The following is an 18,062-nucleotide window of genomic DNA, read 5'->3' as shown; positions in this document are numbered from 1 at the left end:
CGATCTCAATGATGAGTTTTGCTCAAAATTTAACCGACTGAGAAAGGTCTGATACCCGCCGGGGCCGGCTGCCCCCTCAACCGTAGACGTATCCTGTCCTTGCGAGCAGCGCCGTTCGTTAATGTGATGCGCATAATAATATCATTGCTTGCTTTCCTGCGAATATAGAAATGCGTGTTTACTCACAGAAAGGAAATCAGAATTAATTATTCTGAAGATAGCTAATACAAAATACGTACGGCACATTTAATTGCTTCTCAGGAGGTTAATTACTCTATATTTGTGGACCACCGACATGTCTTAAGGCTCTGGAATAACGGGTTGATATTTCAATGCGCACGTTGCAGCGGAATATTACCGGGTCAATAAAGCAGAAAGAGAGGTTTATTTCTTTCCGCAGGATGATAGTAGGGTGACTGACATGTCTGATTATAATGAAAAAAGTGTGATTTCAGCACTTCTCGCAGGCCATTGTTCCGATCCATTCTCCGTGCTCGGCATGCACGCCACCGATGCCGGGCTGGAAGTACGCGCGTTGTTACCCGATGCCACCGACGTGTGGGTCATTGAACCGAAAACCGGACGCAAAGTCGGCAGGCTCGAATGCCTCGACTCGCGCGGTTTCTTTAGCGGCGTTCTGCCGCGTCGAAAAAATGCTTTTCGCTATCAGCTGGCCGTCACCTGGCATGGTCAGCTCAATCTGATTGATGACCCTTACCGCTTTGGCCCGCTGCTGCAGGATCTGGACGTCTGGCTGCTCTCCGAAGGTACCCACCTGCGGCCGTACGAAACCCTCGGCGCCCACGCCGATACGATGGACGGCATCACCGGCACGCGCTTCTCGGTGTGGGCGCCGAACGCCCGCCGGGTTTCCGTGGTCGGCCAGTTCAACTACTGGGACGGCCGCCGCCACCCGATGCGCCTGCGCAAAGAGTCGGGGATTTGGGAGCTGTTTGTCCCCGGCGCGCAGAACGGCCAGCTGTATAAGTTTGAGATGATCGACGCGCACGGCCACCTGCGGGTGAAGTCCGACCCTTACGCCTTTGAGGCGCAGATGCGCCCGGACACCGCCTCGCTGATCTGCGGCCTGCCGGAAAAAATTAACCAGCCGCCGGCGCGCAAGCAGGCGAACCAGTTCGATGCGCCGATTTCGATTTATGAGGTTCACCTGGGCTCCTGGCGTCGCCACACCGATAACAACTTCTGGCTGAGCTATCGCGAGCTGGCGGACCAGCTGGTGCCCTATGCCAAATGGATGGGCTTTACCCATCTGGAGCTGCTGCCGGTGAACGAGCACCCGTTTGACGGCAGCTGGGGCTATCAGCCCACCGGGCTGTACGCGCCGACCCGACGCTTTGGCACCCGCGAAGATTTCCGCTACTTCATTCACGCCGCGCACGCCGCGGGCCTCAACGTGATCCTCGACTGGGTACCGGGGCATTTTCCCTCGGATGATTTTGCTCTCGCGGCGTTTGACGGGACCTCGCTGTACGAACACAGCGACCCGCGCGAAGGCTATCACCAGGACTGGAATACCCTGATCTACAACTACGGCCGCCGGGAGGTCAGCAACTTCCTCGTGGGCAACGCGCTGTACTGGATTGAGCGCTTCGGCATTGACGCCCTGCGCGTCGATGCGGTGGCGTCGATGATCTACCGCGACTACAGCCGTAAAGAGGGCGAGTGGGTGCCGAATGAGTACGGCGGGCGGGAAAACCTGGAAGCAATTGAGTTCCTGCGTAACACCAACCGCGTGCTCGGCGAGCAGACTCCCGGCGCGGTCACCATGGCGGAAGAGTCCACCGACTTTGCCGGCGTGTCGCGTCCCGCCTCGACGGGCGGGCTCGGCTTCTGGTTCAAATGGAACCTCGGCTGGATGCACGACACCCTCGACTATATGAAGCTCGATCCGGTTCACCGCCGTCATCACCATGACAAGATGACCTTCGGCATGCTCTACAACTACACCGAGAACTTCGTTCTGCCGCTCTCCCACGACGAAGTGGTCCACGGCAAAAAGTCGATCCTCGACCGCATGCCCGGCGATGCGTGGCAGAAGTTTGCCAACCTGCGCGCCTACTACGGCTGGCTGTTTGCCTTCCCCGGTAAAAAGCTGCTGTTTATGGGCAACGAGTTTGCCCAGGGGCGGGAGTGGAACCACGACGCCAGCCTCGACTGGCATCTGCTGGAAGGCGGCGATAACTGGCACCACGGCGTCCAGCGTCTGGTTCGCGACCTGAACCATACCTATCGTCGTCACAGGGCGCTGCACGAGCTTGATTTTGACCGCTACGGCTTCGAATGGCTGGTCGTGGACGACCACGAGCGCTCGGTGTTTGTCTTCGTCCGTCGCGATAAGGCGGGGAATGAGATCATCGTTGCCAGCAACTTCACGCCGGTGCCGCGCCACGGCTATCGCTTCGGGATTAACCAGCCGGGGCGCTGGCGGGAGGAGCTGAATACCGACTCGATGCACTACCACGGCAGCAATACCGGCAACGGCGGGGTAGTGGCAAGCGAGGCGATCGCCAGCCACGGCCGCGAGCACTCGCTGTCGATTACCCTGCCGCCGCTGGCAACCGTCTGGCTGGTACGGGAATCTGCCGGCGAATAAAACAGAGCACTGATTTACCGCAATCCAGTTATTACCCGAGGAGACCACTTCTGCATTTATTTACAGAAGAGGAATGCTTTTTCTTCATTATTTTCTTTGATGGCTTTTATTTAATAGCAGGACTTAATTATGAGTAAAATTGAATATACTGACAACTTAATGCTGTCGCGCCAGCTGCCGCTTAAATCCGTGGCCCTGATCCTCGCCGGCGGACGCGGTACCCGCTTAAAAGACCTGACCACTATCCGCGCCAAGCCTGCGGTGCATTTCGGCGGTAAATTCAGAATTATTGATTTTGCCTTATCGAATTGTATTAACTCAGGCATAAGACGTATTGGCGTCATTACCCAATATCAGTCGCACTCCCTGGTTCAGCATATTCAACGCGGCTGGGCATTCTTTAATGAAGAAATGAACGAGTTCGTGGATTTATTACCGGCGCAGCAGCGGGTGCATGGCGAGAACTGGTATCGCGGTACGGCGGATGCCGTGACGCAGAACCTGGATATTATCCGCCGCTATGACGCTGAATATGTCGTGATCCTGGCCGGTGACCATATCTATAAGCAGGATTACTCGCGAATGCTGCTCGATCACGTTGAAAAAGGCGCGCGCTGCACCGTCGCCTGCCTGCCGGTGCCGGTAGAAGAGGCGACGGCGTTTGGCGTCATGGCGGTTGATGAGAATGACAGGATCGTTGAGTTTGTTGAAAAACCGGCTCATCCGCCGACCATGCCGGGGGATAAAACCCGCTCGCTTGCCAGCATGGGTATTTATGTATTTGACGCGGAATATCTCTACCAGCTGCTGGCAGAAGACGATCGGGATGAGCACTCCACCCATGATTTTGGCAAAGATATTATCCCCAGAATAACGGCGGCAGGCGAAGCCTATGCGCATCCGTTCCCGCGCTCCTGCGTGCAGTCCGATAATAATGCCGAACCCTACTGGCGGGATGTCGGAACCCTCGAGGCGTACTGGAAAGCCAACCTGGATTTAGCCTCCGTAGTGCCTGAGCTGGATGTTTATGACCGTAACTGGCCGATCCGGACTTACGTCGAGTCGCTGCCCAGCGCCAAATTTGTTCAGGACCGTACAGGCAGCCACGGCATGACGATGAATTCCCTGGTCTCCGGCGGCTGTATTATTTCTGGTTCGGTGGTGGTGCAGTCGGTTCTATTTTCCAAAGTGCGGATTAACTCGTTCTGCAATATAGATTCGTCGGTTGTGCTACCGGGCGTGTGGATTGGCCGCTCTTGCCGGATACGACGCTGCGTGATCGACCGGGGATGCGTGATCCCGGAGGGCATGGTGATTGGCGAAAATGCCGTTGAGGACGCGCGGCGCTTTTATCGCTCGGAAGAGGGCATCGTTCTGGTCACCAAGGAAATGCTGGACAGACTTGATCTATGAGCCCGTTTGCGTAAAAACGCGGCTGGCACGCGGGTCGTCTCTGTGGATGAACAATAAGGAGCATACATGCAAGTTTTACATGTTGAAGCAGAGATGTTCCCACTGTTAAAAACGGGCGGCCAGGCCGATTCCGTCGCCGACTGTTCGCTCGAACAGCGCATTATTTAAATATTACGGATAAGAAAAATGGAACCACGCATAAGTTACAATTCACCCAGGCTGAATGAAGAAGCGCTGCAGCATGCTATCGCTTATAAGCTCATGTTTATTCTTGGTAAAGACCCTTCACTTGCCAACAAGCATGAATGGCTCAACGCCACGCTGTTCGCCGTGCGCGATCGGCTGGTAGAGCGCTGGCTGCGGGCGCACCGGGCGCGGATCTCGCAGCAGGCACGGCAGGTTTACTATCTGTCGATGGAGTTTTTGATTGGCCGTACTCTCTCTAACGCCTTACTGTCGCTGGGCATCTATGAGGATGTGAAAACGGCGCTGGCAGGCATGGGGCTGGATCTGGAAGAGCTGATTGACGAGGAGAACGATCCTGGGCTGGGCAACGGCGGCCTCGGTCGTCTGGCGGCCTGTTTTCTCGACTCTCTCGCTACGCTGGGGTTGCCGGGACGCGGCTACGGCATCCGCTATGACTACGGCATGTTTAAGCAAAACATCATCGACGGCCGGCAGATGGAATCGCCGGACTACTGGCTGGAGTACGGTAACCCGTGGGAGTTTGAGCGCCATAAAACCCGCTACACCATCCGCTTTGGCGGACGCATTCAGCATGAGGGCAAAAGCTCGCGCTGGCTGGAAACCGAAGAGATCATCGCGGTGGCCTACGATCAGATTATCCCGGGCTTCGATACCGATGCCACCAACACCCTGCGGCTGTGGAGCGCCCAGGCCAGCAGCGAAATAAACCTCGGTAAATTTAATCAGGGTGACTATTTCGCCGCGGTGGAGGATAAAAACCACTCCGAGAACGTGTCCCGCGTGCTCTATCCGGACGACTCGACCTATTCCGGGCGCGAGCTGCGCCTGCGACAGGAGTATTTCCTCGTCTCGGCGACGGTGCAGGACATCCTCGCCCGCCATTACCAGCTGTATCAAACCTATGACAACCTGGCGGATAAAATCGCTATCCACCTCAACGACACCCATCCGGTGCTGTCGATCCCGGAGCTGATGCGCCTGCTGATTGACGAACATGGCTTCAGCTGGGATGAAGCCTTTGAGGTGACCTGCCAGGTCTTCTCCTACACCAACCATACCCTGATGAGCGAAGCGCTGGAGACCTGGCCGGTCGATATGCTGGGGAAAATCCTGCCGCGCCATCTGCAGATCGTCTTCGAGATTAATGACTATTTTCTGAAAACCATGCAGGAGCACTATCCCGATGATATTGCCCTGCTGAGCCGGACCTCGATTATCGATGAATCCAACGGCCGCCGCGTGCGGATGGCCTGGCTGGCGGTGGTGGTCAGCCACAAGGTTAACGGGGTGTCGGAACTGCACTCCCGGCTGATGGTGGAGTCGCTGTTTGCCGATTTCGCCAGAATCTTTCCGCGCCGCTTCACCAACGTGACCAACGGCGTCACCCCGCGCCGCTGGCTGGCCGCCGCCAATCCGGCGCTTTCCGGGGTACTGGACCGCTATATCGGCCAGACCTGGCGGACGGATTTAAGCCAGCTGAGCGAACTGGGTGAGTATCAGGATTATCCGCTGGTTAACCAGGCCGTCAGCGAAGCCAAGCTGGCGAATAAGCAGCGGCTGGCCGACTACATCGCCCGCCAGCTGGGCGTGGTGGTCAACCCGAAAGCGCTGTTTGATGTGCAAATTAAGCGTATTCATGAATACAAGCGCCAGCTGATGAACGTGCTGCACGTGATCACCCGCTATAACCGCATCAAGGCGGACCCGCAGGCCGAATGGGTACCGCGGGTGGTGATTTTCGCCGGCAAAGCCGCGTCCGCTTACCACACGGCAAAACAGATTATCCATCTGATTAACGACGTGGCCAAAGTCATCAATAACGATCCGCAGATTGGCGATCGACTTAAGGTGGTGTTCATCCCTAACTACAGCGTTACTCTGGCGCAGATGATAATTCCGGCCGCGGACCTTTCTGAACAGATTTCGCTGGCGGGAACCGAGGCCTCCGGGACCAGCAACATGAAATTCGCCCTCAACGGCGCGCTGACCATCGGCACCCTGGACGGCGCCAACGTTGAGATGCGGGAGCACGTGGGCGAGGAGAACATCTTTATCTTCGGTAATACCGCGGCAGAGGTCGAGGCGCTGCGCAGCAGCGGCTATCAGCCGCGCGATTACTACGAGCAGGATGAAGAGCTGCGCCAGGCGCTGACCCAGATGGGGACCGGGGCGTTCAGCCCGCAGGAGCCGGGCCGCTATCGCGGTCTGCTGGATTCGCTGATTAACTTCGGCGATTACTATCAGGTTCTGGCGGACTACCGCAGCTACGTTGACTGTCAGGAGAGGGTGGACGCGCTCTACCGAACCCCGGAAGAGTGGACCGCAAAAGCGATGCTCAATATCACCAGCATGGGCTATTTCTCGTCCGATCGCACGGTACAGGAGTACGCGAAAAAGATCTGGTATATCGACAAAACGCAGCTCTGAGCCCGTCGCCACCAGCCAGGGCGCGCCGGGAACGCGCGGTAAGACTGCCGGAGAACTCGGGGAGGGAAGTGCAGGGGCTTATTTTCATAAGCCCCTGTTTATTTAATATATCTCGGGGACAATCATATTATCCGGAACCGGGTTACGGTGGTATTCCGGGTTGCGCTTACGCTGCGGCAGGGTGATAACGCTGCCATCGCCTTCCGTATACGGGATTTGCTGCAGAAGATGGCTGATGCAGTTCAGTCGCGCCTTTTTCTTGTCGACACCCTGAACCACCCACCAGGGTGCCTCTGGAATGTTAGTGCGCTCCAGCATCACCTCTTTCGCCTCGGTGTAGTCCTCCCAGCGGCTGCGGCTCTCCAAATCCATAGGGCTAAGCTTCCACTGCTTGAGCGGATCGTGAATGCGGCTGAGGAAACGCAGCTCCTGTTCGTCATCGGTGATTGAAAACCAATATTTGACGATCTGAATGCCGCTGCGCGTCAGCATTTTCTCGAACTCCGGCACGCTGCGGAAGAACTCTTCGTACTCTTCATCGTTGCAAAAGCCCATCACCCGCTCCACTCCGGCGCGGTTGTACCAGCTGCGATCGAACAGCACCATCTCACCGGCCGCCGGCAGATGGGCGATATAGCGCTGGAAATACCACTGCGTACGTTCGCGATCGTTCGGTGCCGGCAATGCCGCCACCCGGCAGGTGCGCGGGTTGAGGCGCTGAGCTATCCGCTTGATCACGCCGCCTTTACCGGCGGCGTCGCGCCCTTCGAAGACAATCACCAGCCGGTGGCCGGTACGGATGACCCAGTCCTGCAGTTTTACCAGCTCGCCCTGCAGACGCAGCAATTCGCGGAAGTATTGCTTGCGCCAGGCCTTTTTCCGATCGCTGTCCACTTCGGCGTCGTTAAAACGCAAATCGTCCAGCTCCATCTCCAGCTCTTCATCATAGCTGTCGTAGAACTCCTGCAGCAGGCGCTGGTTGAAGGTTTCGTCGCGGTCAAATTCATGTATAGACATAATCATTTCCCGTCTTAGTCTTTTTAGAAATGGGTGAAGACCCAGTAAAGCGTGGCCGACAGCAGTATTGAGACAGGTAAGGTGAGCACCCAGGCCATCAGCAGGTTGCGTAGCGTGGACATCTGCAGGCCGGAGCGGTTGGCTGCCATGGTGCCGGCGATGCCGGAGGAGAGCACGTGGGTGGTTGACACCGGCAGGCCAAAGGCGTCCGCCGCGCCGATGGTGGTCATCGCGACCAGCTCGGCGCTGGCGCCCTGGGCATAGGTCAGGTGGGATTTACCGATCTTCTCCCCAACGGTCACGACGATCCGCCGCCAGCCCACCATGGTGCCGAGGCCAAGGGCAATGGCCACCACCACTTTTACCCAGAACGGGATAAAGCGGGTGGCGCTGTCCAGCTCGTTTTTAAGCGCGTCGAGGTTGTGCTGCGAATTAGTGGAAATCTGCAGCTGATCTTCAGATTTAAGATGTTTGATGGTCTCCGACGCCAGATACATATCGTTGCGGGTGTTGGAGACCGACTGCACGGGGATTTTATCGACCGAGCCGTACTGGCGAATCTGATCGCCGATAGCGCCGGTCAGCTGAGCCAGTGCCGGAACGACGTCCGGGGTGAGCTCTCTGGTACGTACGTAACCGGTCAGCACCTCGCGGGGAGGTATCTGGCCGACAGCCGGAAATTGCTGCAGCAGATCGTTTTTGGTGACTTCTGCCAGCGCGGCCACCCGCGGAATTTGCTCCGGAGGCATCGCGCGGTTCAGAGCATAGGCAATCGGCATGGTGCCTACCAGGATCAGCATGATGAGCCCCATGCCTTTCTGCCCGTCGTTGGACCCGTGAGCGAAAGAAACGCCGGTGCAGGTGAGGATCAGCAGACCGCGGATCCACAGGGGAGGCGGCATATTTCCCTTCGGGGCGGTGTACAGCTGACGGTTCTTAACGAACGCTTTTAGCACCAGCAGCAGCAGGGCGGCGAACACAAAGCCGATGACGGGGGATAGCAACAGCGCGTAGCCCACCTTTATGGCCTGCGCCCAGTCAACGCCGCTGGTGCCGGTACGGCCGTGGATCAGCGCATTTGCCACGCCGACGCCAATAATCGAGCCGATCAGCGTGTGCGATGAGGAGGCGGGTAGCCCGAGCCACCAGGTGCCGAGGTTCCAGATGATGGCGGAGAACAGCAGGGCATAGACCATCGCGAAGCCGTTGCCGGTACCGGCCTGCAGGATCAGCTCAACCGGCAGCAGCGAGATGATGCCGAAGGCCACCACGCCGCTGGAGAGCAGCACGCCGAGAAAGTTAAAGAACCCGGACCAGACCACCGCCACCATGGGCGACAGCGAGTGGGTATAGATGACGGTCGCCACTGCGTTAGCGGTGTCGTGAAAACCGTTAACAAATTCAAAGCCTAAGGCAATCAGAAGCGCTAATCCCAGCAGCAGGAAAGGAATATAGCTTGTATATACTGCGCCCGCATCATGGACATCATTAAATAAATTCACCCCGGCGAATGCTATGCCTGCAACTAACAATGAAACAAAAAAAAGAACAGCTAACTTGCTGTTCTTTTGGTGTATTTTAGGAAGGCCGCCGGCGGCATCCATTTTGGATTGAACTGCGCTGTTATCACTCATAAGTTACCTTTTTAAAATCGCATCCACATATGCTTTTAAAGCAGCCTGCAGGCGAGATTATTATTAAGTAACATTGCTGTTTTATTTCAGACGGATTAATTGCGCATAAAAAGCATGTTGGCCCGTCAGCGGCTGATTAAATGACTTGAACAGGCGGATGGAATTAAAATTTAGCACTGCATTATGGTTGGCCGTCGGGCTAATAATCTTATGGCTAAACCAAATTCAGTCATACGCATTGTGTTAGTCCCGCCAGGCAGCGGTCATGTTCAGGGTTCCAGCCGCCTCGAGGCGCAGCGGCACAGTAAACTGCGCGAGGGCTACCAGGCCGCCCTACGTTCCAGCAGGCGATACTCTCCCTCGTCGCTTGTTCCTGCGCTAACCATCACAAAGTCGCAGGCTTTATAGAAGGCCAGCGCGGGGTCATTGCGCGTCAGGCACTTCAGCTGATAGCCATGCTGCTCCCACCCGGGCAAGGCCTGTAGCAGCATTTTACCGACGCCGCATCCCTGATATGCCGTAGCGACGTGTAAATGATGAATAAAATGCCCCGGCATCCAGACCGAGATAAAACCAGCCGCTTCGCCCTGGGCATCCTGCGCCAGCCAGAGGGTTTCTCCCTCGGTCTGCTTGTCCAGATCGCTCAGGCGAAAATCGCTCACGTTGAGCCAGATGAAGGTCCGGCAGCGCGATACCAGAAACAGGCGCTGTAAAGCCGGCCAGTCGTGTCGAGTGGCCTGACGAACGGCAATAATCATGCTCTCTCTCCCTGGGTCTGCGGATTCGCCAGTATATCGGATCCCGCTTTCTCTGTGCACATGCCTGAAACATGGCCCCGCACATCTGAGGTGCAGTGAACGCCCGCGCCCCGTTATCCTCTTGCTATATTCTTATTTAACCTACTGATAAATAACAATTATAAATCCTGGCATGCTTAATGCTTAGCAGTGTAAGTATTAGCGCAGAGAGGAGAAATGCAGTGGCGCAGATCGTACCAACAGAGAGCAGACCGGGGAGCGCCATGGGCGCGGAGACTTTTCGCAAGGTGCAATTAATGGAACACAGGAGCTGCCGATGACCGTTCTCAGAGAACCTTTAGTTGTTGCAAAATGGGGTAAATGGACCCAGCTTACGCTCGGCCTGATCTGCATGGCCTCGATTTCCAGCCCGCAATATGTCTGGACGCTGTTGACCAGACCGTTGACCGAGAAGCTGGGGGTTGGATTAGCGGAATTACAGGTGACTTTCTCGCTGTTAATTATCCTGCAGACTTTCTTCTCCCCGTTCCAGGGACGGCTGGTTGAGAAATTCGGCCCGCGGCTGCTGATCTCCCTCGGCACGGTGATGGCGGGGCTCAGCTGGGTGCTGTCTGCGCAGGTCAATGGCCTGGCAGCGCTGTATCTGGTCTACGGCTGTCTGGGAGGCCTCGGTACCGGGATCGTCTACATCGGCGTGGTCGGGTTGATGGTGAAGTGGTTTCCGCAGCACCGAGGCTTTGCCGCCGGCGCCGTCGCCGCGGGGTATGGGATGGGAGCGATTATGACCACCTTTCCCATTTCCCTCTCGCTGGTCAGCAACGGACTCGAACAGACCATGACCATCTTCGGCATTATTTTTGCCGCCGTTGGTCTGCTGGCCAGCCAGGGGCTGAGGCTTCCCCCCGATCGGGGAGCGCTGCCGGTTAGCCAGCGCGTGGCGCAGAGCACCCGACAGTTCACCTCCCGTGAAATGCTGCGCCAGCCGCTGTTCTGGCTGATGTTCGCGATGATGGCAATGATGTCCACCTCCGGGCTGATGGTGACCTCGCAGATGGCGGTCTTTGCCGAAGATTTCGGCATCAGCAAAGCGGTGGTGTTCGGGATGGCGGCGTTACCGCTGGCGCTGACTATCGATCGTTTCACCAACGGCCTGACGCGGCCGCTGTTCGGTTTTATCTCCGATCGCTATGGTCGGGAGCAGACGATGTTCATCGCCTTCGCGCTGGAAGGCGTAGCGATGATGCTATGGCTGGCGTGCCGCGACGATCCGCTGCTGTTTGTACTGCTCTCCGGGGTGGTGTTCTTCGGCTGGGGTGAAATTTTCTCGCTCTTCCCCTCGACGCTGACCGACACCTTCGGCAGCGAATATGCGGCCGCAAACTATGGCTGGCTGTATATCTCGCAGGGGATTGGATCGATATTCGGCGGCCCGCTGGCGGCGCTGCTGTACCAGCATACTCACGGCTGGCACGTGGTCTTCAGCTGTGCGATCGCGCTTGATTTTGTCACCGCCGCGCTGGCTATTGGCCTGTTGAAACCGTGGCGAGCGCGGTTTATCAGGCAGCACGGCGCAAATTCCGCGATGCGCTAACGCGTCCCCCGACGACCCGCTATCGCCGTCGTCGGGGGATGTTTGCTAAATGCTTATGCCAGCGCCAGTTCCTGCTCTTCGGCCGCCTGCTGACGCTTGCGCTCCAGCTCCAGCGCGCCGCGATGCGACAGATAGCAGAACAGGATGCAGCAAATAACCCCGCCCATGAGCAGATAGAAGCCGCCGTGCCAGCCCAGATTGTCGACCATGACCCCGAACAGGCTGGTGCCCAGCGAGGCGCCGAAGATATAGCTCATAAAGCCGCGCAGGCCGACGGCGGAGCCGACCGCGAAGCTCGGAACGATCTCCATGGTCTGTACCGAGGCCAAAAATTGCGGCACGTAAATCAGGCAGCCGACGATGGCGGCAAACACCGTGACCATAAACAGCGAGTCGCTTTTCCAGTAACCCAGCAGGCAGAAGAATATAAGCGCCATGCAAATCATCGCCAGCGGCATTCGGCGGCCCTTAAATACCTTATCAGATAGCCAGCCGGCGAGCAGGGTGGACGGAATCGCCGCCCATTCGAAAAACAGAAATGCGACGCTCATCTCCTGTTTGGTGAAGTGTTTCACCGACAGCAGGTAGATGGGCAGCCAGCTGATCATGCCGAAGCGCACCATATAGACAAAGACGTCGACCATCGACACGTACCAGGCGTTTTTATTCTTCAGCACGTAGGTACAAAAAATCTGCCATGCGCTCATGTTTTCCGGTGCCTTTTCGACCTTACCGGTATTCAGCAGCACTTTCTCTTCTGGCAACATTTCGTCCAGCGCCGGCAACCCTTCGCTGCGCGGCGAGCCTTTACCGAGCACCAGCACCACCAGCGCAAACAGTACCGCCACCGCCGCAGGTACGATATAGCTGGCGGTTTGCCAGTGCTCTGAACCGAGCAGCGCAAACGCGGTGCCGACGATAGGGGCGACAATTCCGCCGCCGACGTTATGCGAGATATTCCAGAACGCACCGACGCGGCCGCGTTCGCGGCGTGGGAACCAGTTGGCGATGGTAATGAACGAGGGCCCAACGCCCATCCCCTGAAACAGCCCGTTGATCACCACCAGCACGACAAAAATCCAGAACGCGCTGCTAAAACCCAGACCAACGTTAACAATGGCGCACATGACAAGGCCAAAGGCCATAAAGACCTTTGGGCTGGCCTTGTCTGCCAGGCTGCTCATCACGCCTTTACTGATACCGTAGGCGATCAGCATACAGCTGCTGAGCATCCCTATCTGGGTGGCGCTGAGATCGAGCTGCTCTTTCAGGTACGGCGTCGACAGCGTGAAGTTGTTGCGCACAATGTAGTAGGCGAGGTAGCCAAGAAACACGCTGAGTAATGCCTGGATACGATAGCGTTGGTAAGTTGGCCTTATTTGTTGCGCAGGAACCGGCGCCGCGGCGACCTTTTGTTTTAATAATGAAAACATGTTTAAGTACCTATATTAGGTTATCGGTAATGAATCATGACGATCAAAATTGGTGGTGTGGAATGCGAAATGGATTGTGGTTAAAATAGATCAACAAAACAATCAGACCTATTTGAGTCAGATTTGACTCAAATACAAAAACAGGATGGCGGTTTTTGACTCAAAATGTATTTTTGCCTTCGCCTTATCATTCAGGGATAATTGTTGTGGGCTTGACGCTCCGCCATATCCTTGCGGGGAAATAACCGGGCGCTCGTTAGTTTGATCGTCTTAACAGTATGATTTTAATGAGGGTGGTAGGCTAGCGTCTCTTTTCGGAGATTAAACAGAATATTGCTTTTCTCCGCGATTAATCGCGGTGCTATCTATAAATGAACTTTTTTGTCACAAACCGGCGCGCGGTTTTATTTATTATTTTCCCCGTTTTATGAAAATGATCACAAAACGATGGCAGCCAAAAGGACGCAATATGGGTAACCGTTCAAATAAACAGCAGCGAGGTATGGTTGTCGTTGGTTTATTTCTCAGCCTGCTGACGGTATTTCCCGTACAGGCCAAAAAGAGTGAGCTGGTGATTGCCACAACCTTTTCGCCCGACGCCACCGCCTATATCATCAGCCGCTGGCAAACCCAGCCGCAGTCGGTGATTATTCGCACCCTTAACCGTACCAGCGCCTCCCTGGAACAGCTGCTGGATAGCGCCGGAGGGGAGAATATCGATCTGGTGCTGACCTCTTCGCCGATGCTGCTGCAGCATCTGCAGGAACATCAGCGTCTGGCGGCCTACCCGGATGCGCCGGCGCAGTCCCAGCAGCTGGTACCGGAATCAATCCGCAGCACCGCCGTAGCCGTGGCCATCTCCGGCTTTGGGCTGTTAATTAACCAGCGCAACCTCAGCGAACGCCATCTGCCGCTGCCCGCCAGCTGGGAGGATCTGATGCAGGCGCGCTATCAGGGAACCCTGTTGATGAGCAGTCCTTCCCGTTCCGATACCAACCATCTGATGGTAGAGTCGCTTTTGCAGCAGGAGGGGTGGCAGCGGGGATGGGAAACCATACTGAGCGTGGCAGGGAACCTGATAACCATTTCCAGCCGCAGCTTTGGCGTGGCGGATAAAATTAAAAGCGGTTTGGGCTCGGTCGGTCCGGTCATTGATAACTACGCTAACCTGCTGCTTGACGACCCGAACCTGACGTTTCGCTACTTTCCCCACTCGGCCGCCTCGCCAACCTATGTGGCGCTGATTCGCCATAACCCATACCCGGCGGAGGCCCGGCGCTTTATTCAGTTTCTGCTGAGCCCGGAGGGGCAGCAGGCGCTGTCGGATACCAATACCGGGAAGTATTCTATTATCCCGGACCCTGGCAACGGCGCGCGTGCGCGGCAGCAGCATCAGCTACTGAGCGAGCCCTCCCTCAATTATCAGCTGATCCTGCAGCGCCAGAGCCTGGTGCAAACGCTGTTCGACACCGCCATCAGCTTCCGCTTGTCCCAGCTGAAAGATGCCTGGCGCGCGCTGCATAATGCCGAAGCCCGGCTTAAGCGACCGCTGCCGGAGATCCGCGCCCTGCTGACCGCCATGCCGGTAAGCGCCCGGCAAAGCAGCGATCGGCGCTACCTCGAGCAGCTGGATAATAAAGATCAGGCCGAGCAGCTGATGATGGAGTGGCAGCTTTTTTTTCAGGAGCAGCAGCGGCAGGCGATTGAGCAGCTGGAGAATCTGAAATGAGGCTCCCCGATTTTATTAAAAGCCTGACCATCAGCGCCAGCCTGCGCGGCGCCTTCCTCGCCGGGGCCCTGCTGACGCTAATCGTAAGCGGCGTTAGCCTCTACTCCTGGCACGAGCAAAGTTCGCAAATCCGCTATGCCCTGAATGACTATTTCCCGCGGATCCAAACCTCATTTCTGATTGAAAACAACCTGAACACCGTCGTCGATCAGCTTAACGAATTTCTGCTGGCGGCCAATACCACCTCGCGACTGCAGCTGCGCAACCAGATCCTGCAGCACCTCGACCAAATTGCCGCACTCAGCCAGCGTCTCGACGCGCCGGAGCGCCGGCAGATCGAACTGACGCTGAGGGACAGTCGCCAGCTCCTCACCAGGCTCGATCGTTCGCTGTACAGCATGTTTATCGCCCGCGAGAAGGTCAACGAGACCACCGCGCGGATTAACTGGCTGCATGAGGATTTTACCGCCGAGATGAACTCTCTGGTGCAGGATTTCAGCTGGCAGCAGGGCGCGCTGCTCGATCAGATGGAGGCAAAACCGGGGAGCGCCATCCCCCGGCTGCAGGCCAACCTGCGGGCGGTGCAGGGAGAGCAGCAGCAGGTCTATACCCTGGCGCGTATTGAAAATCAGATTATCAGCGACCTGCGCGACCGCCTCACCGAGGTGCAGTCCAGCACGGAGGGCAGCGGCAATATAGAAGGGCATATCCGCTATTTGTCCTATCTGAAAAAAACCGCCGACGACAACATGCACCTGCTGGAAGGCTATCCCAGTACCATAACCCTGCGCCAGACGATTGATGAACTCCTCGATATCGGGATTGCCGAAAATAAAATGCCGGCGGCGATCCGCGAATATATTCGCGCACAGCGCGTGCTGTCGCAGGTGACGCAGGATAAGGAAACGACGCTGGCCCGCTTTCGCGCCCAGCTGGAATCTCAGCTCAGCGACAGCCACGGCAAAATGCGCGCCTTCAATCAGCGCCTGGAGCATACCATGTGGTTCAGCGGGAGCCTGATTCTGGTCGCCACGCTGCTGGCGCTGATCCTCGCCTATTTACTTAACCACTATTTTATCCGCTCGCGGCTGGTGAAACGCTTTAACCAGCTTAACCAGACGGTGGTCCGCATCGGGTTAGGTGACGTTAACGCCGATATTCCGGTTTACGGCGAGGATGAGCTGGGACGCATTGGTAAACTTCTGCGCCATACTCTCGGCCAGTTAAATCAGCAGCGTCAGCTGCTGGAGCGGGAAATTACCGAACGAAAAAGAGTGGAAACGCATCTGCGAACCACCCAGGATGAACTGGTACAGACCGCCAAGCTGGCGGTGGTTGGCCAGACCATGACCACCCTGGCGCACGAGATAAACCAGCCGCTCAACGCGCTGTCGATGTATCTCTACAGCGCGCGCAGCGCCATCAGAAACGGGCAGGCGGATAGCGCCGGTCAGACGCTGAGTAAAGCCGAGGGATTGATTGGCCGCATTGACGCCATTATCCGCAATCTGCGGCAGTTTACCCGCCGACCGGAGGTCGATGCCCCCGCCAGCCCCGTCGATCTGCGCCACGCTTTTACCGCCGCCTGGGAGCTGTTATCCCTGCGACATAAGCCGCTGCACGGCGCGCTGCATCTGCCGCCAGGCGCCGCGCAGGTGCTGGGAGACGAGGTGCGGATCCTGCAGGTGCTGGTCAACCTGCTGACCAACGCGCTGGATGCGGCGCAGGGCGCACCCGACATTAGGGTGGCATGGGAAGCGTCAGCGGAGGGCTGGACGGTAACGATCGCGGATAACGGCTGCGGCTGGCCGCTGGAGCTGGCCGACTCGCTGCTGAAACCGTTTGTCACCAGCAAGCAGCTGGGGCTGGGGATCGGTCTGTCGATCAGCGAATCCTTGATGCGGCAGATGGGCGGGCATTTACGGCTGGCGTCGACGCTGAGTCAGCATGCCTGCGTTGTTTTGCAATTCTTACCAACGGATGTCAACCATGCTCACACATCAACATAATATTCTGCTGATTGACGACGACAGCGACGTGCTGGATGCCTACGCTCAGCTGCTGACGGAGGCCGGACACCGGGTGTATGCCTGTCGCGATCCGCTGATGGCGCAGGATCTGGTGAGCGAGGAGTGGGCGGGTATCGTGCTGAGCGACGTCTGTATGCCGCATTGTTCCGGTATCGATTTGCTGAAGATCCTGCTGAAACATGACCCTCATCTGCCGGTGATGCTGATTACCGGCCACGGCGACGTCCCGATGGCCGTCGACGCCGTCAAAAAAGGGGCATGGGATTTTTTGCAAAAACCGGTAAACCCGGAGCAGCTGTTAGGCCTGGTTGATAAAGCGCTGGCCCAGCGCCAGGCGCAGGTCGTGCGGCGGCAGTGGCAAAAGGAGCAGCTGGAGGACAACCTGATCGGCCGTAGCGAATGGGTCATGCAGGTGCGGCACAGGCTGCGGCAGCTGGCAGAAACCGATATCGCGGTCTATTTGCATGGCGAACGGGGCACCGGGCGTACGCTGGCGGCGTGCTACATGCATCGCCTCAGCTCACGCCATGCGCAGCCGATTATCTTCGGTGACATCCTCGAAGATCAGGACGCGCCCCTCAATGAATGGATAGCTCAGGCGCAGGGCGGGACGCTGGTTCTGCGCAATATCGAGTTCCTGACCCAGGCTCAGCAGCATATGCTGGCGCATCTGCAGGGGCAAGACGTGCCGCCATTTCGCCTGGTCGGCATCGGGCTACAGCCGCCGATCGCCATGGCCGGCAATAACCGCATTATCCCCGATTTATACTACTGCTTTGCCATGACCCAGCAGCATTGCCCGCCGCTTGCGCAGCGGCTTGACGATATCGAGCCGCTGTTCCTGCACTACCTGCAACAGGCCTGTTTGCGCCTGAACAACCCTGTACCCGAACTTCCACCGGCGCTGGCTAAGAAACTGATCGCGCGCCCCTGGCCGAATAACGTTCGCGAGCTGGCCAATGCCGCCAAACTGTTTGCCGTCGGGGTGATGCCGCTGGCCGATATCCCGAACCCCGTGCTGCACGCCGCTGAGCCTGTTCAGCTTGACCAGCGGGTCGAAGAGTACGAGCGGCAGATTATTGTCGAGGCCCTGAATATCCACCAGGGCCGCATTAACGATGTCTCCGAGTATCTGCAGATCCCGCGCAAAAAACTCTATTTGCGGATGAAAAAGTTTGGTCTGAACAAACATCACTATCGTTAACGGGC

General features: G+C 57.1%; 11 protein-coding genes. 7 read left to right on the top strand and 4 right to left on the bottom strand.

What is annotated here, in order from left to right:
* Positions 1-421: 421 nt before the first annotated feature.
* The 3 genes from glgB (at position 422) to glgP (ending at position 6,661) form a co-directional block, all read left to right on the top strand.
* Positions 422-2,614, top strand: a complete 2,193-nt coding sequence (glgB, locus tag EDF75_RS13590) for a 1,4-alpha-glucan branching enzyme (RefSeq protein ID WP_133599784.1) — start codon at positions 422-424, stop codon at positions 2,612-2,614.
* Positions 2,615-2,743: 129 nt separating this feature from the next.
* Positions 2,744-4,027, top strand: coding sequence for a glucose-1-phosphate adenylyltransferase (gene glgC, locus EDF75_RS13585; RefSeq protein WP_133599783.1), 1,284 nt, complete (start codon positions 2,744-2,746; stop codon positions 4,025-4,027).
* A gap of 186 nt (positions 4,028-4,213) precedes the next feature.
* A complete protein-coding gene (gene glgP, locus EDF75_RS13580) occupies positions 4,214-6,661 on the top strand; it encodes a glycogen phosphorylase (protein ID WP_133599782.1) in 2,448 nt (815 codons plus the stop codon).
* A gap of 102 nt (positions 6,662-6,763) precedes the next feature.
* Here glgP and ppk2 read toward each other — a convergent pair whose 3' ends face one another.
* The 3 genes from ppk2 to EDF75_RS13565 form a co-directional block, all read right to left on the bottom strand.
* A complete protein-coding gene (ppk2, locus tag EDF75_RS13575) occupies positions 6,764-7,678 on the bottom strand; it encodes a polyphosphate kinase 2 (protein ID WP_045855495.1) in 915 nt (304 codons plus the stop codon).
* A 23-nt stretch (positions 7,679-7,701) separates the two neighbouring features.
* Complete coding sequence (locus tag EDF75_RS13570; protein WP_133599781.1) at positions 7,702-9,312, bottom strand: inorganic phosphate transporter; 1,611 nt, start codon at positions 9,310-9,312, stop codon at positions 7,702-7,704.
* Between the two features lie 320 nt (positions 9,313-9,632).
* Positions 9,633-10,070, bottom strand: a complete 438-nt coding sequence (locus EDF75_RS13565; protein WP_133599780.1) for a GNAT family N-acetyltransferase — start codon at positions 10,068-10,070, stop codon at positions 9,633-9,635.
* A 316-nt stretch (positions 10,071-10,386) separates the two neighbouring features.
* On the opposite strand from EDF75_RS13565, the gene oxlT reads away from it, so the two are divergent.
* Positions 10,387-11,661, top strand: a complete 1,275-nt coding sequence (oxlT, locus tag EDF75_RS13560) for an oxalate/formate MFS antiporter (RefSeq protein WP_133599779.1) — start codon at positions 10,387-10,389, stop codon at positions 11,659-11,661.
* A gap of 53 nt (positions 11,662-11,714) precedes the next feature.
* Here oxlT and pgtP read toward each other — a convergent pair whose 3' ends face one another.
* Positions 11,715-13,094, bottom strand: a complete 1,380-nt coding sequence (pgtP, locus tag EDF75_RS13555; protein WP_123707916.1) for a phosphoglycerate transporter PgtP — start codon at positions 13,092-13,094, stop codon at positions 11,715-11,717.
* Between the two features lie 469 nt (positions 13,095-13,563).
* Here pgtP and EDF75_RS13550 point away from each other — a divergent pair, with 469 nt between their 5' ends.
* Genes EDF75_RS13550 through pgtA form a run of 3 tightly spaced genes read left to right on the top strand, consistent with a single transcriptional unit; the run spans position 13,564 to position 18,057 of the window.
* On the top strand, positions 13,564-14,823 hold the full coding sequence (locus tag EDF75_RS13550) for an ABC transporter substrate-binding protein (protein WP_374756743.1): 1,260 nt from the start codon (positions 13,564-13,566) through the stop codon (positions 14,821-14,823).
* The gene (gene pgtB, locus EDF75_RS13545) at positions 14,820-16,832 is read left to right on the top strand and encodes a two-component system sensor histidine kinase PgtB (RefSeq protein WP_133599778.1); all 2,013 of its coding nucleotides are present in this window, start codon (positions 14,820-14,822) and stop codon (positions 16,830-16,832) included. Before EDF75_RS13550 ends, pgtB begins: the two co-directional genes overlap by 4 nt.
* A complete protein-coding gene (pgtA, locus tag EDF75_RS13540) occupies positions 16,813-18,057 on the top strand; it encodes a two-component system response regulator PgtA (RefSeq protein WP_133599777.1) in 1,245 nt (414 codons plus the stop codon). Before pgtB ends, pgtA begins: the two co-directional genes overlap by 20 nt.
* Positions 18,058-18,062: the final 5 nt, after the last annotated feature.

The sequence above is a fragment of the Klebsiella sp. BIGb0149 genome, assembly GCF_004362605.1.
In the GTDB taxonomy this organism is placed as follows: Bacteria; Pseudomonadota; Gammaproteobacteria; order Enterobacterales; family Enterobacteriaceae; genus Klebsiella; species Klebsiella terrigena.
The sequence above is the reverse complement of the archived record's forward strand: the minus strand, read 5'-3'. Positions and strand labels throughout refer to the sequence as shown.

Coding starts and splice junctions, on each gene's coding strand:
- glgB (WP_133599784.1), top strand. CDS start 422: ATGTCTGATTATAATGAAAAAAGTGTGATTTCAGCACTTCTCGCAGGC.
- glgC (WP_133599783.1), top strand. CDS start 2,744: ATGAGTAAAATTGAATATACTGACAACTTAATGCTGTCGCGCCAGCTG.
- glgP (WP_133599782.1), top strand. CDS start 4,214: ATGGAACCACGCATAAGTTACAATTCACCCAGGCTGAATGAAGAAGCG.
- ppk2 (WP_045855495.1), bottom strand. CDS start 7,678: ATGTCTATACATGAATTTGACCGCGACGAAACCTTCAACCAGCGCCTG.
- EDF75_RS13570 (WP_133599781.1), bottom strand. CDS start 9,312: ATGAGTGATAACAGCGCAGTTCAATCCAAAATGGATGCCGCCGGCGGC.
- EDF75_RS13565 (WP_133599780.1), bottom strand. CDS start 10,070: ATGATTATTGCCGTTCGTCAGGCCACTCGACACGACTGGCCGGCTTTA.
- oxlT (WP_133599779.1), top strand. CDS start 10,387: ATGACCGTTCTCAGAGAACCTTTAGTTGTTGCAAAATGGGGTAAATGG.
- pgtP (WP_123707916.1), bottom strand. CDS start 13,094: ATGTTTTCATTATTAAAACAAAAGGTCGCCGCGGCGCCGGTTCCTGCG.
- EDF75_RS13550 (WP_374756743.1), top strand. CDS start 13,564: ATGGGTAACCGTTCAAATAAACAGCAGCGAGGTATGGTTGTCGTTGGT.
- pgtB (WP_133599778.1), top strand. CDS start 14,820: ATGAGGCTCCCCGATTTTATTAAAAGCCTGACCATCAGCGCCAGCCTG.
- pgtA (WP_133599777.1), top strand. CDS start 16,813: ATGCTCACACATCAACATAATATTCTGCTGATTGACGACGACAGCGAC.